Source organism: Kitasatospora sp. NPDC057965, from assembly GCF_042887135.1.
Taxonomy (GTDB): Bacteria; Actinomycetota; Actinomycetes; order Streptomycetales; family Streptomycetaceae; genus Kitasatospora.
In genome coordinates, this window is sequence record NZ_JBHVPZ010000054.1 from 1 (window position 1) to 15,238 (window position 15,238).

Here is a 15,238-nt window from a genome sequence, read left to right on the forward strand (position 1 = left end):
TGACTTTTGGCACGCTGTTGAGTTCTCAAGGAACGGACGCTTCCTTCAGGCGGCTTTCACACCGGCCCTCCGGGCGCTTCGTTCTTTCGTGTTTCGAGCTTACCAGATCCGTTTCCCGGTTATTAACCGGTGCTTTTCGCATCCGAAATCTGGTGTTAACCGCCGACTCGCGGCGACTCGACCAACCATAGCGGGTCCCCGGCCGGAGCGCGAATCGAGCCACGCCGGGCGTCACCCGCCCGGACGCGTGATTTGTTGCTCTCGCGAGCATATACAGCAATGGTCCCGATTCGCCAAGATGCCTGTAGAGTGCGGCGCATCGGCCAAGAGGACTAGACCAGTAGCGGTCGGCGAGATGGCCGGCCGGGGAGGGCGGCGGCACTGCCGAACGCCCGGGAATGTCAACGGATGTCCGAAGTTGACATGATTTAGGCTTCAGTCGATCGCCCAGCCGCGTTCGCGGCCGCTCGTCTGTACTGCGCACTTGGGAGGCTCAACCATGACCACTGTGACGTCGCCGCTGACCGGCAAGGTCGTCGGGCTCGCCGGCGTGCCGGACCCCGTCTTCTCGGGTGCGATGGTCGGCCCGGGCACCGCGATCGACCCCGTGCGTGAGCAGACCGAGGCCGTTGCCCCGGTCGACGGCGTGGTCGTGTCCATGCACCCGCACGCGTTCGTCGTCGTCGACGCGGACGGGCACGGCGTCCTGACCCACCTCGGCATCGACACCGTTCAGCTGAACGGTGAGGGCTTCGAACTGCTCGTCAGTAAGGGCGACACCGTCACCCGCGGCCAGGCCGTCATCAAGTGGGACCCGGCCGCCGTCGAGGCCGCCGGCAAGTCGCCGATCTCCCCGATCGTCGCCCTGGAGGCCTCGGCCGACGCGCTGGGCGAGGTTCTGGAGAGCGGGGAGGTCGCCGTCGGCGAGGCCCTGTTCAGCTGGAGCTGACCCCTCCCCTCTTCTTTACCCGACACATCCGCCCCACCGCTCCGGTCGGGGCGGCCCGGCACACAGCGGTACCCGGCGGGGCCGCTTCTTCTACGGAGAGCAGGCATGCAGAAGACGCTGCGCGGCGTGGGTGTCAGCCACGGGGTCGCGATCGGCCAGGTGCGGCACATGGGGACGGCGGTGCTGGAGCCCCCGGCCACCCAGATCCCGACCGAGGACGCTCCGCGTGAGCAAGCCCGTGCCCAGGCGGCCGTCGAGGCGGTGGCCGCGGACCTGATCGCCCGCGGCAACCTGGCCGGTGGCGAGGCCCAGGCCGTGCTGGAGGCCCAGGCGCTGATGGCGCAGGACCCGGAGCTGATGGCCGACGTCTCCCGCCGGATCGCGGTCGGCAGCAGCGCCGAGCGCGGCGTCTACGACGCGTTCGCCGCCTACCGGGCGCTGCTCGCCTCCGCCGGGGAGTACCTGGCGGGCCGGGTGGCCGACCTCGACGATGTGCGCAACCGCATCGTCGCCCGGCTGCTGGGTGTGCCGATGCCGGGTGTGCCGGACAGCGACGAGCCGTACGTGCTGTTCGCCCGGGACCTCGCGCCGGCCGACACCGCGCTGCTGGACCCGACGCTGGTGCTCGGCTTCGTGACCGAGGAGGGCGGGCCGACCAGCCACAGCGCCATCCTGGCGCGGGCCATGGGCGTGCCGGCCGTGGTCGCGCTGCCGGGGGCGACCGATGTCGCCGAGGGCACGGTCGTCGCCGTGGACGGCAGCTCCGGTGACGTGCTGGTCGAGCCGAGCGAGGAGAAGAAGGAGGAGCTGCGCCGGATTGCCGCCGAGCGCAAGGCCGCGCTCGCCGCCTCCTCCGGCCCGGGTGCGACCTCCGACGGGCACGAGGTGCCGCTGCTGGCCAACATCGGAGGTCCGGCCGATCTGCCGGCCGCCCTGGAGGCGGGCGCCGAGGGTGTCGGGCTGTTCCGCACCGAGTTCCTCTTCCTCGACGACTCGGCGAAGGCGCCGAGCGAGGAGAAGCAGGTCGAGGCGTACCGCAAGGTGCTGGAGGCCTTCCCGGAGAACCGGGTCGTCGTCCGGGTGCTCGACGCGGGCGCGGACAAGCCGCTGGACTTCCTGACCCCGGCCGACGAGCCCAACCCGGCGCTGGGCGTGCGCGGTCTGCGCACCCTGCTGGAGCACCCGGAGGTGCTGCGCACCCAGCTGCGGGCGCTGGCGAAGGCCGCCGAGGGCCTGCCGGTGCACCTTGAGGTGATGGCCCCGATGGTGGCCGACCGCAAGGACGCCAAGGAGTTCGCCGCGGCATGTCGCGAGGCGGGGCTGAGCGCCAAGTTCGGCGCGATGGTGGAGATCCCGTCGGCCGCGCTGCGGGCGCGCTCGATCCTCCGGGAGGTCGAGTTCCTGTCGCTGGGCACCAACGACCTCGCCCAGTACACCTTCGCCGCCGACCGGCAGGTCGGTGCGCTGGCCCGGCTGCAGGACCCGTGGCAGCCGGCGCTGCTCGACCTGATCGCGGCCGCCGCCGAGGCCGCGCAGGCCGAGGGCAAGAGCTGCGGCGTCTGCGGCGAGGCCGCTTCGGACCCGCTGCTGGCCGTGGTGCTGACCGGTCTCGGTGTCACCAGCCTGTCGATGGGCGCGGCGTCGATCCCCTATGTGCGGACCGCGCTGGCCAAGTACACGCTGGCGCAGTGCCGCCGGGCCGCCGAGGCGGCGCGGGCGGCGGACAACGCCGAGGAGGCGCGGGCCGCGGCGCAGCAGGTGCTGTCCGGCGAGTGACCGACTGACACCCTCTGTCGGGGAAGACGGAGAAGACGGAGAACGTCCCGAGGGGCCCTTCCACTGTGGCTGTGGAAGGGCCCCTCCGGTCTGTCCGTGCGGTGTGGCGGCGGCTACTCGGCGCCGGCGCGGTCGCGGCGCAGTTGCTCGAACCAGCGCAGGTGGTCGAGGTTGTCGACGGAACCGGGGTTGACGGCCTGGTCGAGCGGGGTGCCGGAGAGCAGGCGCTTCACCGGGACCTCGATGCGCTTGCCGGTCAGGGTGTGCGGAAGGCCGCGGACGGCGATGACCTCGTCCGGTACGTGGCGCGGGGAGAGTTCGGTGCGCAGCGAGGTGCGGATGCGGCCGATGAGGTCGTCGTCGAGTTCGGCGCCGGGGGTGAGGACGACGAACAGCGGCATCCAGTAGCCGCCGTCGGGCTCTTCGAGGCCGATGACGAGGGACTCGGCGATCTCGGGGAGGCGTTCGACGACCTCGTAGATGTCCGAGGAGCCCATCCGGACGCCCTGGCGGTTGAGGGTGGAGTCGGAGCGGCCGTGGATGACGACGGTGCCGCGGGAGGTGACGGTGATCCAGTCGCCGTGGCGCCAGACGCCGGGGTACATGTCGAAGTAGCTGTCGTGGTACCGCGTTCCCTCGGGGTCGTTCCAGAAGCCGGTGGGCATCGACGGGATGGGCTTGGTGACGACGAGTTCGCCGACCTCGTCGGTGAGCGGCCTGCCGTTGACGTCCCAGGACTCCACGGCGGCACCGAGGCAGGGGGCCTGGATCTCGCCGAGGTGGACGGGGAGGGTGGGGACGCCGCCGACGAAGCAGGAGCACACGTCGGTGCCGCCGCTGACGGAGGCGAGCCAGACGTCCTCCTTCACCTCGTCGTAGATCCAGCGGAAGCCGTCGGGCGGGAGCGGGGAGCCGGTGGTGCCGATGCAGCGGACGGCGGAGAGGTCGAGGTCGCGGCCGGGGTGCAGGTCGGCCTTGCGGCTGGCGATGACGTAGGCGGCGGAGGTGCCGAGGACGGTGGCGCCGGTGCGGGCGGCGACGGACCAGAGGGCGCCGGTGTCGGGGTGGCCGGGGCTGCCGTCGTAGGTGACGATCGTGGATCCGACGAGGAGGCCGGCGATGAGGAAGTTCCACATCATCCAGCCGGTGGAGGTGTACCAGAGGAAGCGGTCGTCGGGGCCGAGGTCGAGGTGGAGGCCGGCCTGCTTGAGGTGCTCGACGAGGATGCCGCCCTGGCTCTGCACGATGGCCTTGGGCAGGCCGGTGGTGCCGGAGGAGTAGAGGACCCAGAGCGGGTGGTCGAAGGGGACCGGCTCGAACACCGGCTCGGTCTGGTCGGCGATCAGGTCGTCCCAGGTCAGCGCTCCCTCGGGGGCGGGGCCGCCGAGCAGGGGGACGTGCACGACGGTGCGCAGCGAGGGGAGTTCGCGGCGGAGTTCGGCGACCACTCCGGTACGGTCGTGGTCCTTTCCGCCGTAGTGGTAGCCGTCGACGGCGAAGAGGACGACGGGCTCGATCTGCTGGAGGCGGTCGAGGACGCTGCGGGCTCCGAAGTCGGGGGCGCAGCTGGTCCAGACGGCGCCGACCGCGGCGGTGGCGAGGAGGGCGACGGCGGCCTGCGGGATGTTGGGAAGGTAGGCGCCGACCCGGTCGCCGGGGCGCACGCCGCGTGCCCGGAGGGCGGCGGCGAGGGAGCCGACCTGGCGGCGGAGCTCGGCCCAGGTGAGGACGACGGGCTCGTCGGTGGTCTCGTCGAGGTGGAGGATCGCGGGGCGGTCGGCCTTCGCGGCGTCCTCGCCGGCGCGCAGGGCGTGTTCGGCGTAGTTGAGGCGGGCGCCGGGGAACCAGCGGGCGCCGGGCATCGCGGGGTCGGCGAGGACGGCGTCGGGTGCCTCGGTGAAGCGGACGTCGTACCACTGGGTGACGGCGGTCCAGAAGCGGTTGAGGTCCTCGACCGACCAGGCGTGCAGGGCGGCGTAGCGGGCGGCGGCCTGCTCGTCGTCGTCGGCGGGCGCGAGCGGCGCGGCCGGGGCGCCGTGGTGCTCGGCGGCCCAGGCCTGGAAGGCCACGATCCCGGTGCCGGCGGCACGAGCGGGGCTGGGGCGCCAGAGCGGCTGGTCCTGGGGTGGGGTGCTCACGGTGGTGGTCTCCCGGCCGGTGATGAGGGCGGACGGGGATGCTTGTGGCAGGGCCCGCGTCCGGTTGGGGGCTGTTGGTGCAGACCCTGCCATGTGATCGGCCGGTGCGCCAGGGTCTTCCCGGTGGTCGGGCGGCGACCGGGTTGCCTGGTCAGAGGCGGGCGAAATCGCCGTTGAACCAGGAGCGGGAGACACGGGTGTGGAAGGGGAAGGCGAGCGGGGTCTCGGGGGTGGCGAGCTGCCAGCCGTCGGTCTCGTCGGTGGGGACGGAGGGAGGGAGGAGGGTGAGCGGGCGGGCGGGGAGCAGGCCGAAGAGGCAGAGGAAGCCGCCGTGGGTGTCGGAGTCGGTGGCGACCAGGGTGACCTCCGCGGCCTCGGCGAGGATGCCGGTCTCCTCGCGCAGTTCGCGCACGCAGGCCTGCTGCCAGCTCTCGCCGTAGTCGATGTAGCCACCGGGGAGGGCGAGTTCGCCGTAGCCGGGTTCGATGGTGCGGCGGATCACCACCAGGCTCGGGGCGGCGTCGGCGGCAGTGACCGGGAGGAGGGTGACGACGACGGGCAGCGGGTTGCGGTAGCTGATCTCGGTGCAGCGGGGGCACGTCCGGGGCCAGGCGGAGGTGCCGGGCGGGTAGGGGGTGCCGCAGAAGTGGCAGTGGGAGTTGGCTTGGTGGCGCACCGTGCCGGCCTCGAAAGTCGTCATGGCCGGATGGTAGTGCGGGTGGGCGGCGCAGGGGCGGCGGTCGGCGACCGCAGCCGGGGATCCCCGTCAGCCATCGCCGCGGGGACCGCGGTCGGGGTCGCTGCGGGTGGGGCGGAGCAGGGCGGGGTGGAGCAGGCGGGCGTCGCCGGCGTGGTAGGTGCGGGCGCGGGGGCCGCCGCGGGCGCCGCCGCGGTCGGTGGTGGTGCCGGTGCCCTCGACGAAGCCGGGGACGGAGAGCACCTTGCGGTGGAAGTTGCCGGGGTGGAGCTTCTCGTCCCAGACGGCCTCGTAGACGGCCCGCAGCTCGGGGATGGTGAAGTCGTGGTGGAGGAAGGCGGTGGCCAGCGGGCTGTACTCGATCTTGGCGCGGGCGCGGTCGAGGCCGTCGGCGAGTATCCGGGCGTGGTCGAAGGCGAGCTCGATCGGGGTGAGGTCCGCTGGTCCGGCGGGCTCGGACGGCGCCGGGGACTCGGCGGAGCCGGTGCGCCCGCCGACGCCACCCCCGTGGGTGTCGGCGGGCGCACCGGCGGTCTCGGACCGGCCCGGGAGCCGGAGGTCGAGGGCGGTGACGGGGTGCCAGGCGGCGTGCGCCGCGTCGGTGCCGGCCTGAGGGTCGGGCAGGTCCGGGGCGAAGGCGAGGTAGGCGACGGAGACCACGTGCATCCGCGGGTCACGCTCGGGGGTGCCGTAGCTGCCGAGCTGTTCGAGGTGGATGCGGCTGAGGGCGGCCTCGGCGCCGACGGTGCCGTGCAGGCCGGTCTCCTCGGCGAACTCGCGGGCGGCGGCCTCGTCGAGGCTCTCCTCGCCGGCCCGCAGGAAGCCACCGGGCAGCGCCCAGCGGCCCTGGTAGGGCGGGAGGGCGCGCTCGACGAGCAGGACGTGCAGGCGGCCGTGGCGCAGGGTGAGGGCGACCACGTCGACCGTGACGGCGACCGGGGCGTAGGCGCGCGGGTCGTAGGCGGCGAGCCACTCCTGCTCGGTGGTGTCCATGTGCGCGCTCCTCTCGCCGGTACGGCCGGTCGGGCGTCCTTCTCGGACTGAGCACAACGTAGCGACCCGTTGACTCCGCGGCAAATCATTTTCCGGCCGGCTCCCCCGCACTCCCCCGCGCACCGGCTCCTAGGCTGTGAGCAGGACGTTCGCCGGAGGAGGCCGCGATGGACGCACCGGACGCACCGGACGCCCCCGGCACACCCGGCACACCCGCCGCACCGGGCTTCGCCGCCGCGCTGGCGGCCGGGCCGCTGGTCCTGGACGGCGGGCTCTCCGAGCAGCTGGCGGCGGGCGGGTACGACCTGGCGGACGCGCTGTGGTCGGCGCGGCTGCTGGCGGACGCGCCGGAGGCGGTCCGGGCGGCGCACCGGGCGTACTTCGCGGCGGGCGCGCGGGTCGCGATCACCGCGAGCTACCAGGCGAGCTTCGCGGGCTTCGCCCGGCGCGGGATCGGCCGTGCCGGGGCGGCCCGGCTGCTGGCGCGCAGCGTGGAGCTGGCACGGGAGGCGGCGCGCGGGCTGCCGGGGCCGCGCCGGTGGGTGGCGGCGTCGGTCGGGCCGTACGGGGCGGTGCTGGCGGACGGGTCGGAGTACCGGGGCCGGTACGGGCTGACGGCGGCCGAGCTGGAGGCCTTCCACCGGCCGCGGCTGGAGGTGCTGGCGGCGGCCGGCCCGGACGTGCTGGCGCTGGAGACGGTGCCGGACGTCGAGGAGGCGCGGGTGCTGCTGCGGGCGGTGCGCGGACTGGGGGTGCCGGCCTGGCTGTCGTTCGGCGCGGCGGGCGGGCTGACCCGGGCCGGGCAGCCGCTGGCGGAGGCGTTCGCGCTGGCGGCGGAGGTGGACGAGGTGGTGGCGGTGGGGGTGAACTGCTGCACGCCCGAGGACGCGGACCGGGCGGTGGGCCTGGCGGCGCGGGTGTCCGGCAAGCCGGTGGTGGTCTATCCGAACAGCGGCGAGGGCTGGGACGCGGCGGCCGGGGCGTGGTGCGGCGCGCCGACCTTCTCGGCGGACCGGGTGGCCGGGTGGCTGGCGGCCGGGGCCCGGCTGGTGGGCGGCTGCTGCCGGGTCGGGCCGCCGGGGATCCGGGCGGTGGCCGCGGAGGTGGCGACGGCGGTGGCCGCGGGGGTGGCGACGCGGGCCGCGCCGGCCCGGGCCGGCGGACGGCCGCACTGATCCCCCGCCACCGGGCGCACGGGCCGCCCGGGGCGGGGTTACCGAGGGGGAAGGTGCACGGACCGGGGACGGCCTGGCAGACTCGTGCCGTCACCACTGCGGTCGACAATGTCGACCGCCTGTCAGCGCGGAGGTTCCCATGCCCGGCCCGATCCAGTCGCTCTCCCGGGCCGCCGCGATCATGCGCCTGCTGGCCGGCGGCGAGCGCCGCCTGGGCCTGTCGGAGGTCGCGACGGCGCTGGACCTGGCCAAGGGCACCGCGCACGGCATCCTGCGCACCCTCCAGCAGGAGGGGTTCGTGGAGCAGGACCCGGAGAGCGGCAAGTACCAGCTGGGCGCCGAGCTGCTGCGGCTCGGGCAGAGCTACCTGGACGTGCACGAGCTGCGGGCGCGGGCCCTGGTGTGGGCCGACGACCTGGCCCGGGCGGCCGGCGAGACCGTCTACCTCGGGGTGCTGCACCAGCGCGGGGTGCTGATCGTGCACCACGTGTTCCGGCCGGACGACACCCGGCAGGTGCTGGAGGTCGGCTCGATGCAGCCGCTGCACTCCACCGCGCTGGGCAAGGTGCTGCTGGCCTACGACCCGGTGGCACGCGGCGAGCTGGGCGACGGCCCGTTCGAGTCGTACACCGCGCGGACGCTGACCGAGTCGGCGGACGTGGACGCCGAGGCGGCGCTGATCCGCGAGCGCGGCTGGGCGGACTCGGTGGAGGAGACCTGGGAGGGCGTGGCCTCGATCGGCGCGCTGATCCAGGACCGGCGGCGCAACCCGGTGGGCGCGGTCTGCATCAGCGGCGCGGTCGAGCGGGTCTGCGAGGACGGCTTCGTCAAGCCCTCGCTGGTCGCGTCGGTGCGCAGCGCGGCCCGCGCGATCTCCCGGGACCTGGGCGCCGGGCGGTTCTGAGCGGCGGCCCGCGGAGCCTGCCGGAACCCCGGAGAAACGTTCACGCAGAGGCGCGGACGGGCGAAATGCCCGTCCGCGCCTTACCGTTTTGTCCGGAATTCCATTGGTCCATCCGGTAACGCGGGGTAGCGCGACGAGCCAAGGGTCACAGCTGCGTAACCCGGCCTTGACGAGAGGGCGACCCGGGGAGGAAGCTTCCGCATGGCGGTCGACATTGTCGAACGATGGCCGCGCGAATCGCACCCACGGGGCGCTCACCCGCCCGACGGTCCGCCCGGCCCCTGCCCCCACCCTCATCTCCGGGCCATATGGACAAGGGAGTCTTTGTGTCCGCGTTCTCCAACGGCGACGTTTTTGTCGGCGAAACCCTCGGCACCGCCGCGCTGATACTCCTCGGCGGCGGCGTCTGCGCCGCCGTGACGCTCAAGAAGTCGAAGGCCCTCAACGCCGGCTGGCTGGCGATCACCTTCGGCTGGGGCTTCGCGGTCCTGATCGCCGCCTACATGTCGGCTCCGAAGTCCGGCGCCCACCTCAACCCGGCCGTCACCGTCGCGCTCGCCGTGAAGAGCGGCGAGTGGAGCCAGGTGCCGCTCTACCTCGGCTCCCAGCTGCTCGGCGCGATCATCGGCGCCGTGCTCGTCTGGGCCACCTACCTCGGCCAGTTCCAGGCCAACCAGGAGCCGACCCTCGGCATCTTCTCGACCGGGCCCGAGGTCCGGAACCCGTTCCAGAACGTCCTCACCGAGGTCATCGGCACCTTCGTGCTCTGCTTCGCGATCCTCACCATCGGCACCAACAACGGGCTCTCGCAGTCCGGCACGGGCACGCTGATGGTCGCCTTCACCGTGGTCGGCATCGGCCTCTCGCTGGGCGGCCCGACCGGCTACGCGATCAACCCGGCCCGCGACCTCGGCCCGCGCATCGCGCACTCGCTGCTGCCGATCCCGAACAAGGGCGGCTCCGACTGGTCCTACGCCTGGGTCCCGGTGGTCGGCCCGATCATCGGCGGCCTGCTGGCCGGCGGCCTGTACAACGCCATGTTCTGAGGCCGGGTTCGAACCCGCCGCGCACGGGGACTGACCACGGAGTCAGGCCCACCCACCCCGCAAACCCCCAGAGACCCGAGCCGAGGACCCTCATGACCCCCACGGGCAACTACATCGCCGCGATCGACCAGGGCACCACCTCCAGCCGCTGCATCATCTTCGGTGCCGACGGCCGGATCGTCTCCGTCGACCAGCAGGAGCACCGGCAGATCTTCCCCCAGCCCGGCTACGTCGAGCACGACGCCACCGAGATCTGGACCCGGGTGCAGTCGGTCGTCCGCGGCGCGCTGGAGAAGGCCGGCCTGACCAAGGACGACATCCGCGCCATCGGCATCACCAACCAGCGCGAGACCACCGTCCTGTGGGACCGGCACACCGGCGAGCCGGTGCACAACGCGCTGGTGTGGCAGGACACCCGCACCGAGGGGCTCTGCCGCGAGCTGGGCCGCAACGTCGGCCAGGACCGCTTCCGCCGCGAGACCGGCCTCCCGCTGGCCAGCTACTTCGCCGGCCCCAAGATCCGCTGGCTGCTGGACAACGTCGAGGGCCTGCGCGAGCGCGCCGAGGCCGGCGACATCCTCTTCGGCACCATGGACACCTGGGTCATCTGGAACCTCACCGGCGGTGTCGACGGCGGCAAGCACGTCACGGACGTCACCAACGCCAGCCGCACCATGCTGATGAACCTGCACACCCTGCAGTGGGACGAGAAGATCGCCGAGTCGATGGGCGTGCCGATGGCCGTCCTGCCGGAGATCCGCTCCTCCGCCGAGGTGTACGGCGAGGCCGTCGGCGACCTGGCGGGCGTGCCGGTCGCCTCCGCGCTCGGCGACCAGCAGGCCGCGCTGTTCGGCCAGACCTGCTTCGACGAGGGCGAGGCCAAGTCCACCTACGGCACCGGCACCTTCCTGCTGCTCAACACCGGCGAGAAGGTCGTCAACTCCTACCACGGCCTGCTGACCACGGTCGGCTACCGGATCGGCGACCAGAAGCCGGTCTACGCGCTGGAGGGCTCGATCGCCGTCACCGGCTCGCTCGTCCAGTGGCTGCGCGACCAGCTCGGCATCATCTCCACCGCCGCCGAGATCGAGACCCTGGCCAACACGGTCGAGGACAACGGCGGCGCCTACTTCGTCCCGGCCTTCTCCGGCCTGTTCGCCCCGTACTGGCGCTCCGACGCCCGCGGCGTGATCGCCGGACTGACCCGGTACGTCACCAAGGGCCACCTGGCCCGGGCCGTCCTGGAGGCCACCGCCTGGCAGACCCGCGAGGTCGTCGACGCCATGCAGAAGGACTCCGGGGTCGAGCTCACCGCCCTCAAGGTCGACGGCGGCATGACCAGCAACAACCTGCTCATGCAGAACATCGCCGACGTCCTGGACGTCCCGGTCGAGCGCCCGTACGTGGCCGAGACCACCGCGCTGGGCGCCGCCTACGCGGCCGGCCTGGCGGTCGGCTTCTGGAGCGACCTCGACACCCTGCGGGCCAACTGGCACCGCGCCGCCGAGTGGACCCCGCGGATGGACGGGGCCACCCGGGAGCGCGAGTACAAGAAGTGGCTCAAGGCCGTCGAGCGCACCATGGGCTGGGTGGAGGAGGAAGAGACCGACTGATCGCGACGCCGGTCGGGGCGCCTGCCCCGGCCGGCCCGCTCCCGTTTCACACCGGCCCGCCGCACCGGGCCGACCGGCCTCTCCGCAGGGGCCGTACGCACACCGAGAGGAGTAACGGCGCCGCCCGACCCGCGCGCCGTACACACACCATGGCAACCATTCCGACCCTGGGCGCCGAGCTGACCGCCGGCCGCACCGCCTCCCGCGCCGAGACCCGCGAACTGCTCGGCAAGGCCACCTACGACCTGCTGGTGATCGGGGGCGGCATCCTCGGCACCGCCGTCGCCTGGACCGCGTCCCAGGCCGGCCTGAAGGTCGCCATGGTCGACGCCGGCGACTTCGCCGGCGCCACCTCCAGCGCCTCCTCGAAGCTGGTCCACGGCGGTCTGCGCTACCTGCAGACCGGCGCGGTCAAGCTGGTCGCCGAGAACCACAAGGAGCGCCGCGCGCTCTCCACCGACGTCGCCCCGCACCTGGTCAACCCGCTGACCTTCTTCGTGCCGGTCTACAAGGGCGGCCCGCACAGCGCGCCCAAGCTCGGCGCCGGCGTGTTCCTGTACTCGGCGCTCTCCGCCTTCCGCGACGGCATGGGCCGGGTCTCCACCGCCGCGCACGCCGCCCAGCAGGTGCCCGCGCTGCGCACCGAGGGCCTGCGCTCGGTGGCCGTCTACGGCGACCACCAGATGAACGACTCGCGCGTCGCGGTGATGACCGTGCGCGCCGCCGTCGAGGCAGGCGCGGTCGTGCTCAACCACGCCGAGGTCACCGGCCTGCGCTTCACCGGCGGCCGGGTCACCGGGGCCGAGCTCAAGGACCGCATGGACGGCACCGAGTTCGGCGTCGACGCCCGTCTGGTGCTCAACGCCACCGGCCCCTGGGTCGACCACCTGCGCCGGATGGAGGACGCCGGCGCCGCGCCGTCGATCCGGCTCTCCAAGGGCGCCCACGTGGTGGTCAAGCGCCGCTCCCCGTGGCGCGCCGCGCTGACCATCCCGATCGACAAGTACCGCGTCTCCTTCGCCATCCCGTGGGAGGACCACGTCCTGCTCGGCACCACCGACGAGGAGTACACCGGCGACCCGAAGGACGTCCGGGCCACCGAGGCGGACGTCGACCAGATCCTCGGCGAGGCCGGACACGCGATCCGCGACGAGCACCTCGACCGCGACCTGATCACCTACACCTTCGCCGGTCTGCGGGTGCTGCCCGGCGGCCCGGGCGACACCGCCGCCGCCAAGCGCGAGACGGTCGTCACCGAGGGCAAGGGCGGCATGCTGTCGGTCGCCGGCGGCAAGTGGACCACCTACCGCCACATCGGCCGCACCGTGCTGGAGAAGCTGGCCCACGTGCCCGGCACCTCGCTCGGCGAGGACATCTCCCCGATCGCCCCGACCGTGCCGCTGCCGGGCGTCGGCGCGCCGAACGCCGTGGCGCACCGCCTGCTGATCGACCGTGAGCCGGGCTCGCGGATGGAGCCGCTGGTCGCCAAGCACCTGGCCGGCCACTACGGCACGCTGTCCTTCGACATCGCCCGGATGATCGACGAGAACCCGGAGCTCGGCCGGCCGATCCACGAGGACGGCCCGGACGTCTGGGCGCAGGTCGCCTACGCGGCCGACCACGAGTGGGCGTACACGGCGGACGACGTGCTGCGCCGCCGCACCACGATGACCGTCCGCGGCCTGGACACCCCGGAGGTCCGCGCCGAGGTCGAGGCCTTCCTCGCGAAGCGCGGAGCCAAGTAGGCACGGGCACGTTCCGGACTCGACGGGCGGGCACCCCAGGGCTGGGGGTGCCCGCCCGTCGGCGTGGACGGACGAACGGGCGGGCGCTCCACGAGGGAGCGCCCGCCCGTTCGGCGTGCTGCGGGACGACCCGCTAGATGACCAGGCTGAGCGGCATGATCAGGGCGATCGCGACCACCGAGATCACCGTCTCCATCGCCGACCAGGACTTCAGCGTCTGGCCGACGCTCATCCCGAAGTACTCCTTCACCAGCCAGAAGCCGGCGTCGTTGACGTGCGACAGGAACAGCGAGCCGGCGCCGATGGCCAGCACCAGCAGGGCCGCGTGGGTGGAGGACATGTCCGCCGCCAGCGGGGCCACGATGCCGGCCGCGGTGATGGTGGCGACCGTCGCCGAGCCGGTGGCGAGGCGGATCAGCACCGCGATCAGCCAGCCGAGCAGCAGCGCCGAGATGTGCCACTTGGACGACCACTCGCTGACCGCGTTGCCGACGCCCACGTCGATCAGGGTCTGCTTGAAGCCGCCGCCGGCGCCGACGATGAAGACGATGCCGGCGATCGGGCCGAGCGACTTGCCGACGGTGTCGGAGATCCGGGCCCTGTCGAAGCCGGCGGCCTTGCCCAGGGTCACCATGCCGAGAAGGGTCGCCGCGAGCAGGGCGATCAGCGGGGAGCCGACGAAGTCGAGGACCCGCTGCGGAAGCGCCTTGGGGTCGTCGATCACGACGTCCGCCAGCGCCTTGCCGAGCATCAGCACGACCGGCAGCAGGATGGTCGCCAGCACGGCGCCGAAGGACGGGGTGTGCTCGCGCTCGGTCGTCTCCACCGGGGTGGCGGCCTGCGGGATCTCCAGCGGGCCGACCCAGCGCTCGGCGACGCGGGCGAACAGCGGACCGGCGATGATCAGCGTCGGGACGGCGATCAGCAGGCCGAGCGCCAGGGTGATGCCCAGATCGGCCTTGAGCGCGTCGACGGCGACCAGCGGACCGGGGTGCGGGGGCACCAGGCCGTGCAGCACGGACAGGCCGGCCAGCGCCGGGATGCCGATCCGCATCAGCGGGACGTTGCCACGGCGGGCCACCAGCAGCACGATCGGGATCAGCAGCACCACGCCGACCTCGAAGAAGAGCGGCAGGCCGAGCACGGCGGCGATCAGCGCCATCGCCCAGGGCAGCGCCTTGGGTCCGGAGCGGGACAGCACGGTGTCGGCGATGATGTTCGCGCCGCCGGAGTCGGCGAGCAGCTTGCCGAGCATCGCGCCCAGGCCGATCAGCAGACCGACGCCGGCGACGGTGGAGCCGAAGCCGGTGGAGAAGCTGGTGAGCAGCTTGTCGAACGGCGCGCCCGCGACGGCGGCCAGCAGGCCCGAGCCGAGGGTCAGGGCCAGGAACGGGTGCAGCTTCAGCTTGGTGATCAGCAGCACGATGGCGCCGATGCTGAGCAGGACCGCGATCAGCAGCTGACTGTCGCTGCTGGTGTGCGGGAGGGCCGGTGGGGCGGCCGCGAGCACCGCGAGGGTGGGGGACGGGGTCACGCGAGGTCTCCATTGACGGGCCGCAGCAGGGCTACGGCCTTCTCGACGAGTTCTTCGGGGGTCGGCCCGACGTCCAGGACGGCGCCGCGCTCGTCCGGGCCGAGGGGTTCCAGGGCGGCGTACTGGGAGCCGAGCAGCGCCGGCGGCATGAAGTGGCCGGTGCGGTGGGAGAGCCGGTCCTCGACCAGCTCGGTCCGGCCGCTCAGGTGCAGGAACCAGGCGTCCGGGCAGGCCGCGCGCAGCAGGTCGCGGTAGCCGTGCTTGAGCGCCGAGCAGGTGACCACGCCGCCGGTGCCGGCCTCGGTGCGCTCCTTCAGCCAGGCGCCGATGGCGCGCAGCCAGGGGTCGCGGTCCTGGTCGTCCAGCGGGATGCCGGCCGACATCTTGGCGATGTTGGCGGGCGGGTGGAAGTCGTCCGCCTCGGCGAAGGGGAGCCCGAGGCGGTCGGCCAGCAGGCGGGCCAGGGTGGTCTTGCCGACACCGGAGACGCCCATCACCACGATGGTGAGGGGCGCACTGGGGGTGTCGTGGTTCTCGACGCTGAGAGCCATGTGGGTGGTGCTCCTTCGTTGCCTGGCCGCCACTATCGCCTCAAAGATATGACGTATTCAAGTAGCAGAAACCAAATCGTCATACTTTTAATCCCGCCGGTTCGACGGCCGGGGGCG

The 15,238-nt window shown here is 73.0% G+C and carries 12 protein-coding genes; 7 read left to right on the plus strand and 5 right to left on the minus strand.

Translation table 11 applies throughout. The annotated features are described in order from the left end of the window. Positions 1-499 precede the first annotated feature (499 nt). The gene (locus ACFVVU_RS37750; RefSeq protein ID WP_380686861.1) at positions 500-949 is read left to right on the plus strand and encodes a PTS glucose transporter subunit IIA; all 450 of its coding nucleotides are present in this window, start codon (positions 500-502) and stop codon (positions 947-949) included. Positions 950-1,054: 105 nt separating this feature from the next. Beyond that, entirely contained in the window at positions 1,055-2,725 is a 1,671-nt protein-coding gene (gene ptsP, locus ACFVVU_RS37755) for a phosphoenolpyruvate--protein phosphotransferase (RefSeq protein ID WP_387794309.1), read from the plus strand. A 113-nt stretch (positions 2,726-2,838) separates the two neighbouring features. Here the strand turns inward: ptsP and ACFVVU_RS37760 are convergent, their stop codons facing one another. The 3 genes from ACFVVU_RS37760 to ACFVVU_RS37770 form a co-directional block, all read right to left on the minus strand. Beyond that, positions 2,839-4,956 (minus strand): acetoacetate--CoA ligase, encoded by a 2,118-nt coding sequence (locus ACFVVU_RS37760; protein ID WP_387794311.1) that lies wholly within the window; start codon positions 4,954-4,956, stop codon positions 2,839-2,841. Positions 4,957-5,014: 58 nt separating this feature from the next. Beyond that, positions 5,015-5,563 carry an NUDIX domain-containing protein gene (locus ACFVVU_RS37765; RefSeq protein ID WP_387794313.1) on the minus strand — a complete coding sequence of 183 codons (549 nt, stop codon included), beginning with the start codon at positions 5,561-5,563 and terminating at the stop codon, positions 5,015-5,017. A 66-nt stretch (positions 5,564-5,629) separates the two neighbouring features. Then, positions 5,630-6,553 carry an NUDIX domain-containing protein gene (locus tag ACFVVU_RS37770; protein WP_387794314.1) on the minus strand — a complete coding sequence of 308 codons (924 nt, stop codon included), beginning with the start codon at positions 6,551-6,553 and terminating at the stop codon, positions 5,630-5,632. A 167-nt stretch (positions 6,554-6,720) separates the two neighbouring features. On the opposite strand from ACFVVU_RS37770, the gene mmuM reads away from it, so the two are divergent. The 5 genes from mmuM (at position 6,721) to ACFVVU_RS37795 (ending at position 13,036) form a co-directional block, all read left to right on the plus strand. Beyond that, positions 6,721-7,728: a homocysteine S-methyltransferase gene (mmuM, locus tag ACFVVU_RS37775; RefSeq protein WP_387794316.1), complete on the plus strand. Its 1,008-nt coding sequence runs from the start codon at positions 6,721-6,723 to the stop codon at positions 7,726-7,728. A 139-nt stretch (positions 7,729-7,867) separates the two neighbouring features. Next, complete coding sequence (locus tag ACFVVU_RS37780; protein WP_380690414.1) at positions 7,868-8,632, plus strand: IclR family transcriptional regulator; 765 nt, start codon at positions 7,868-7,870, stop codon at positions 8,630-8,632. Positions 8,633-8,940: 308 nt separating this feature from the next. Next, positions 8,941-9,678, plus strand: coding sequence for an MIP/aquaporin family protein (locus tag ACFVVU_RS37785; RefSeq protein WP_380689006.1), 738 nt, complete (start codon positions 8,941-8,943; stop codon positions 9,676-9,678). 92 nt (positions 9,679-9,770) lie between these two features. Beyond that, the gene (glpK, locus tag ACFVVU_RS37790) at positions 9,771-11,291 is read left to right on the plus strand and encodes a glycerol kinase GlpK (protein ID WP_380689008.1); all 1,521 of its coding nucleotides are present in this window, start codon (positions 9,771-9,773) and stop codon (positions 11,289-11,291) included. A 149-nt stretch (positions 11,292-11,440) separates the two neighbouring features. Continuing rightward, positions 11,441-13,036, plus strand: coding sequence for a glycerol-3-phosphate dehydrogenase/oxidase (locus ACFVVU_RS37795; protein WP_355369745.1), 1,596 nt, complete (start codon positions 11,441-11,443; stop codon positions 13,034-13,036). 133 nt (positions 13,037-13,169) lie between these two features. Here the strand turns inward: ACFVVU_RS37795 and ACFVVU_RS37800 are convergent, their stop codons facing one another. Beyond that, on the minus strand, positions 13,170-14,570 hold the full coding sequence (locus ACFVVU_RS37800; protein ID WP_387794319.1) for a GntP family permease: 1,401 nt from the start codon (positions 14,568-14,570) through the stop codon (positions 13,170-13,172). After that, positions 14,567-15,121, minus strand: a complete 555-nt coding sequence (locus tag ACFVVU_RS37805) for a gluconokinase (protein WP_380683450.1) — start codon at positions 15,119-15,121, stop codon at positions 14,567-14,569. The genes ACFVVU_RS37800 and ACFVVU_RS37805 overlap by 4 nt, the downstream gene beginning before the upstream one ends. Positions 15,122-15,238 lie beyond the last annotated feature (117 nt).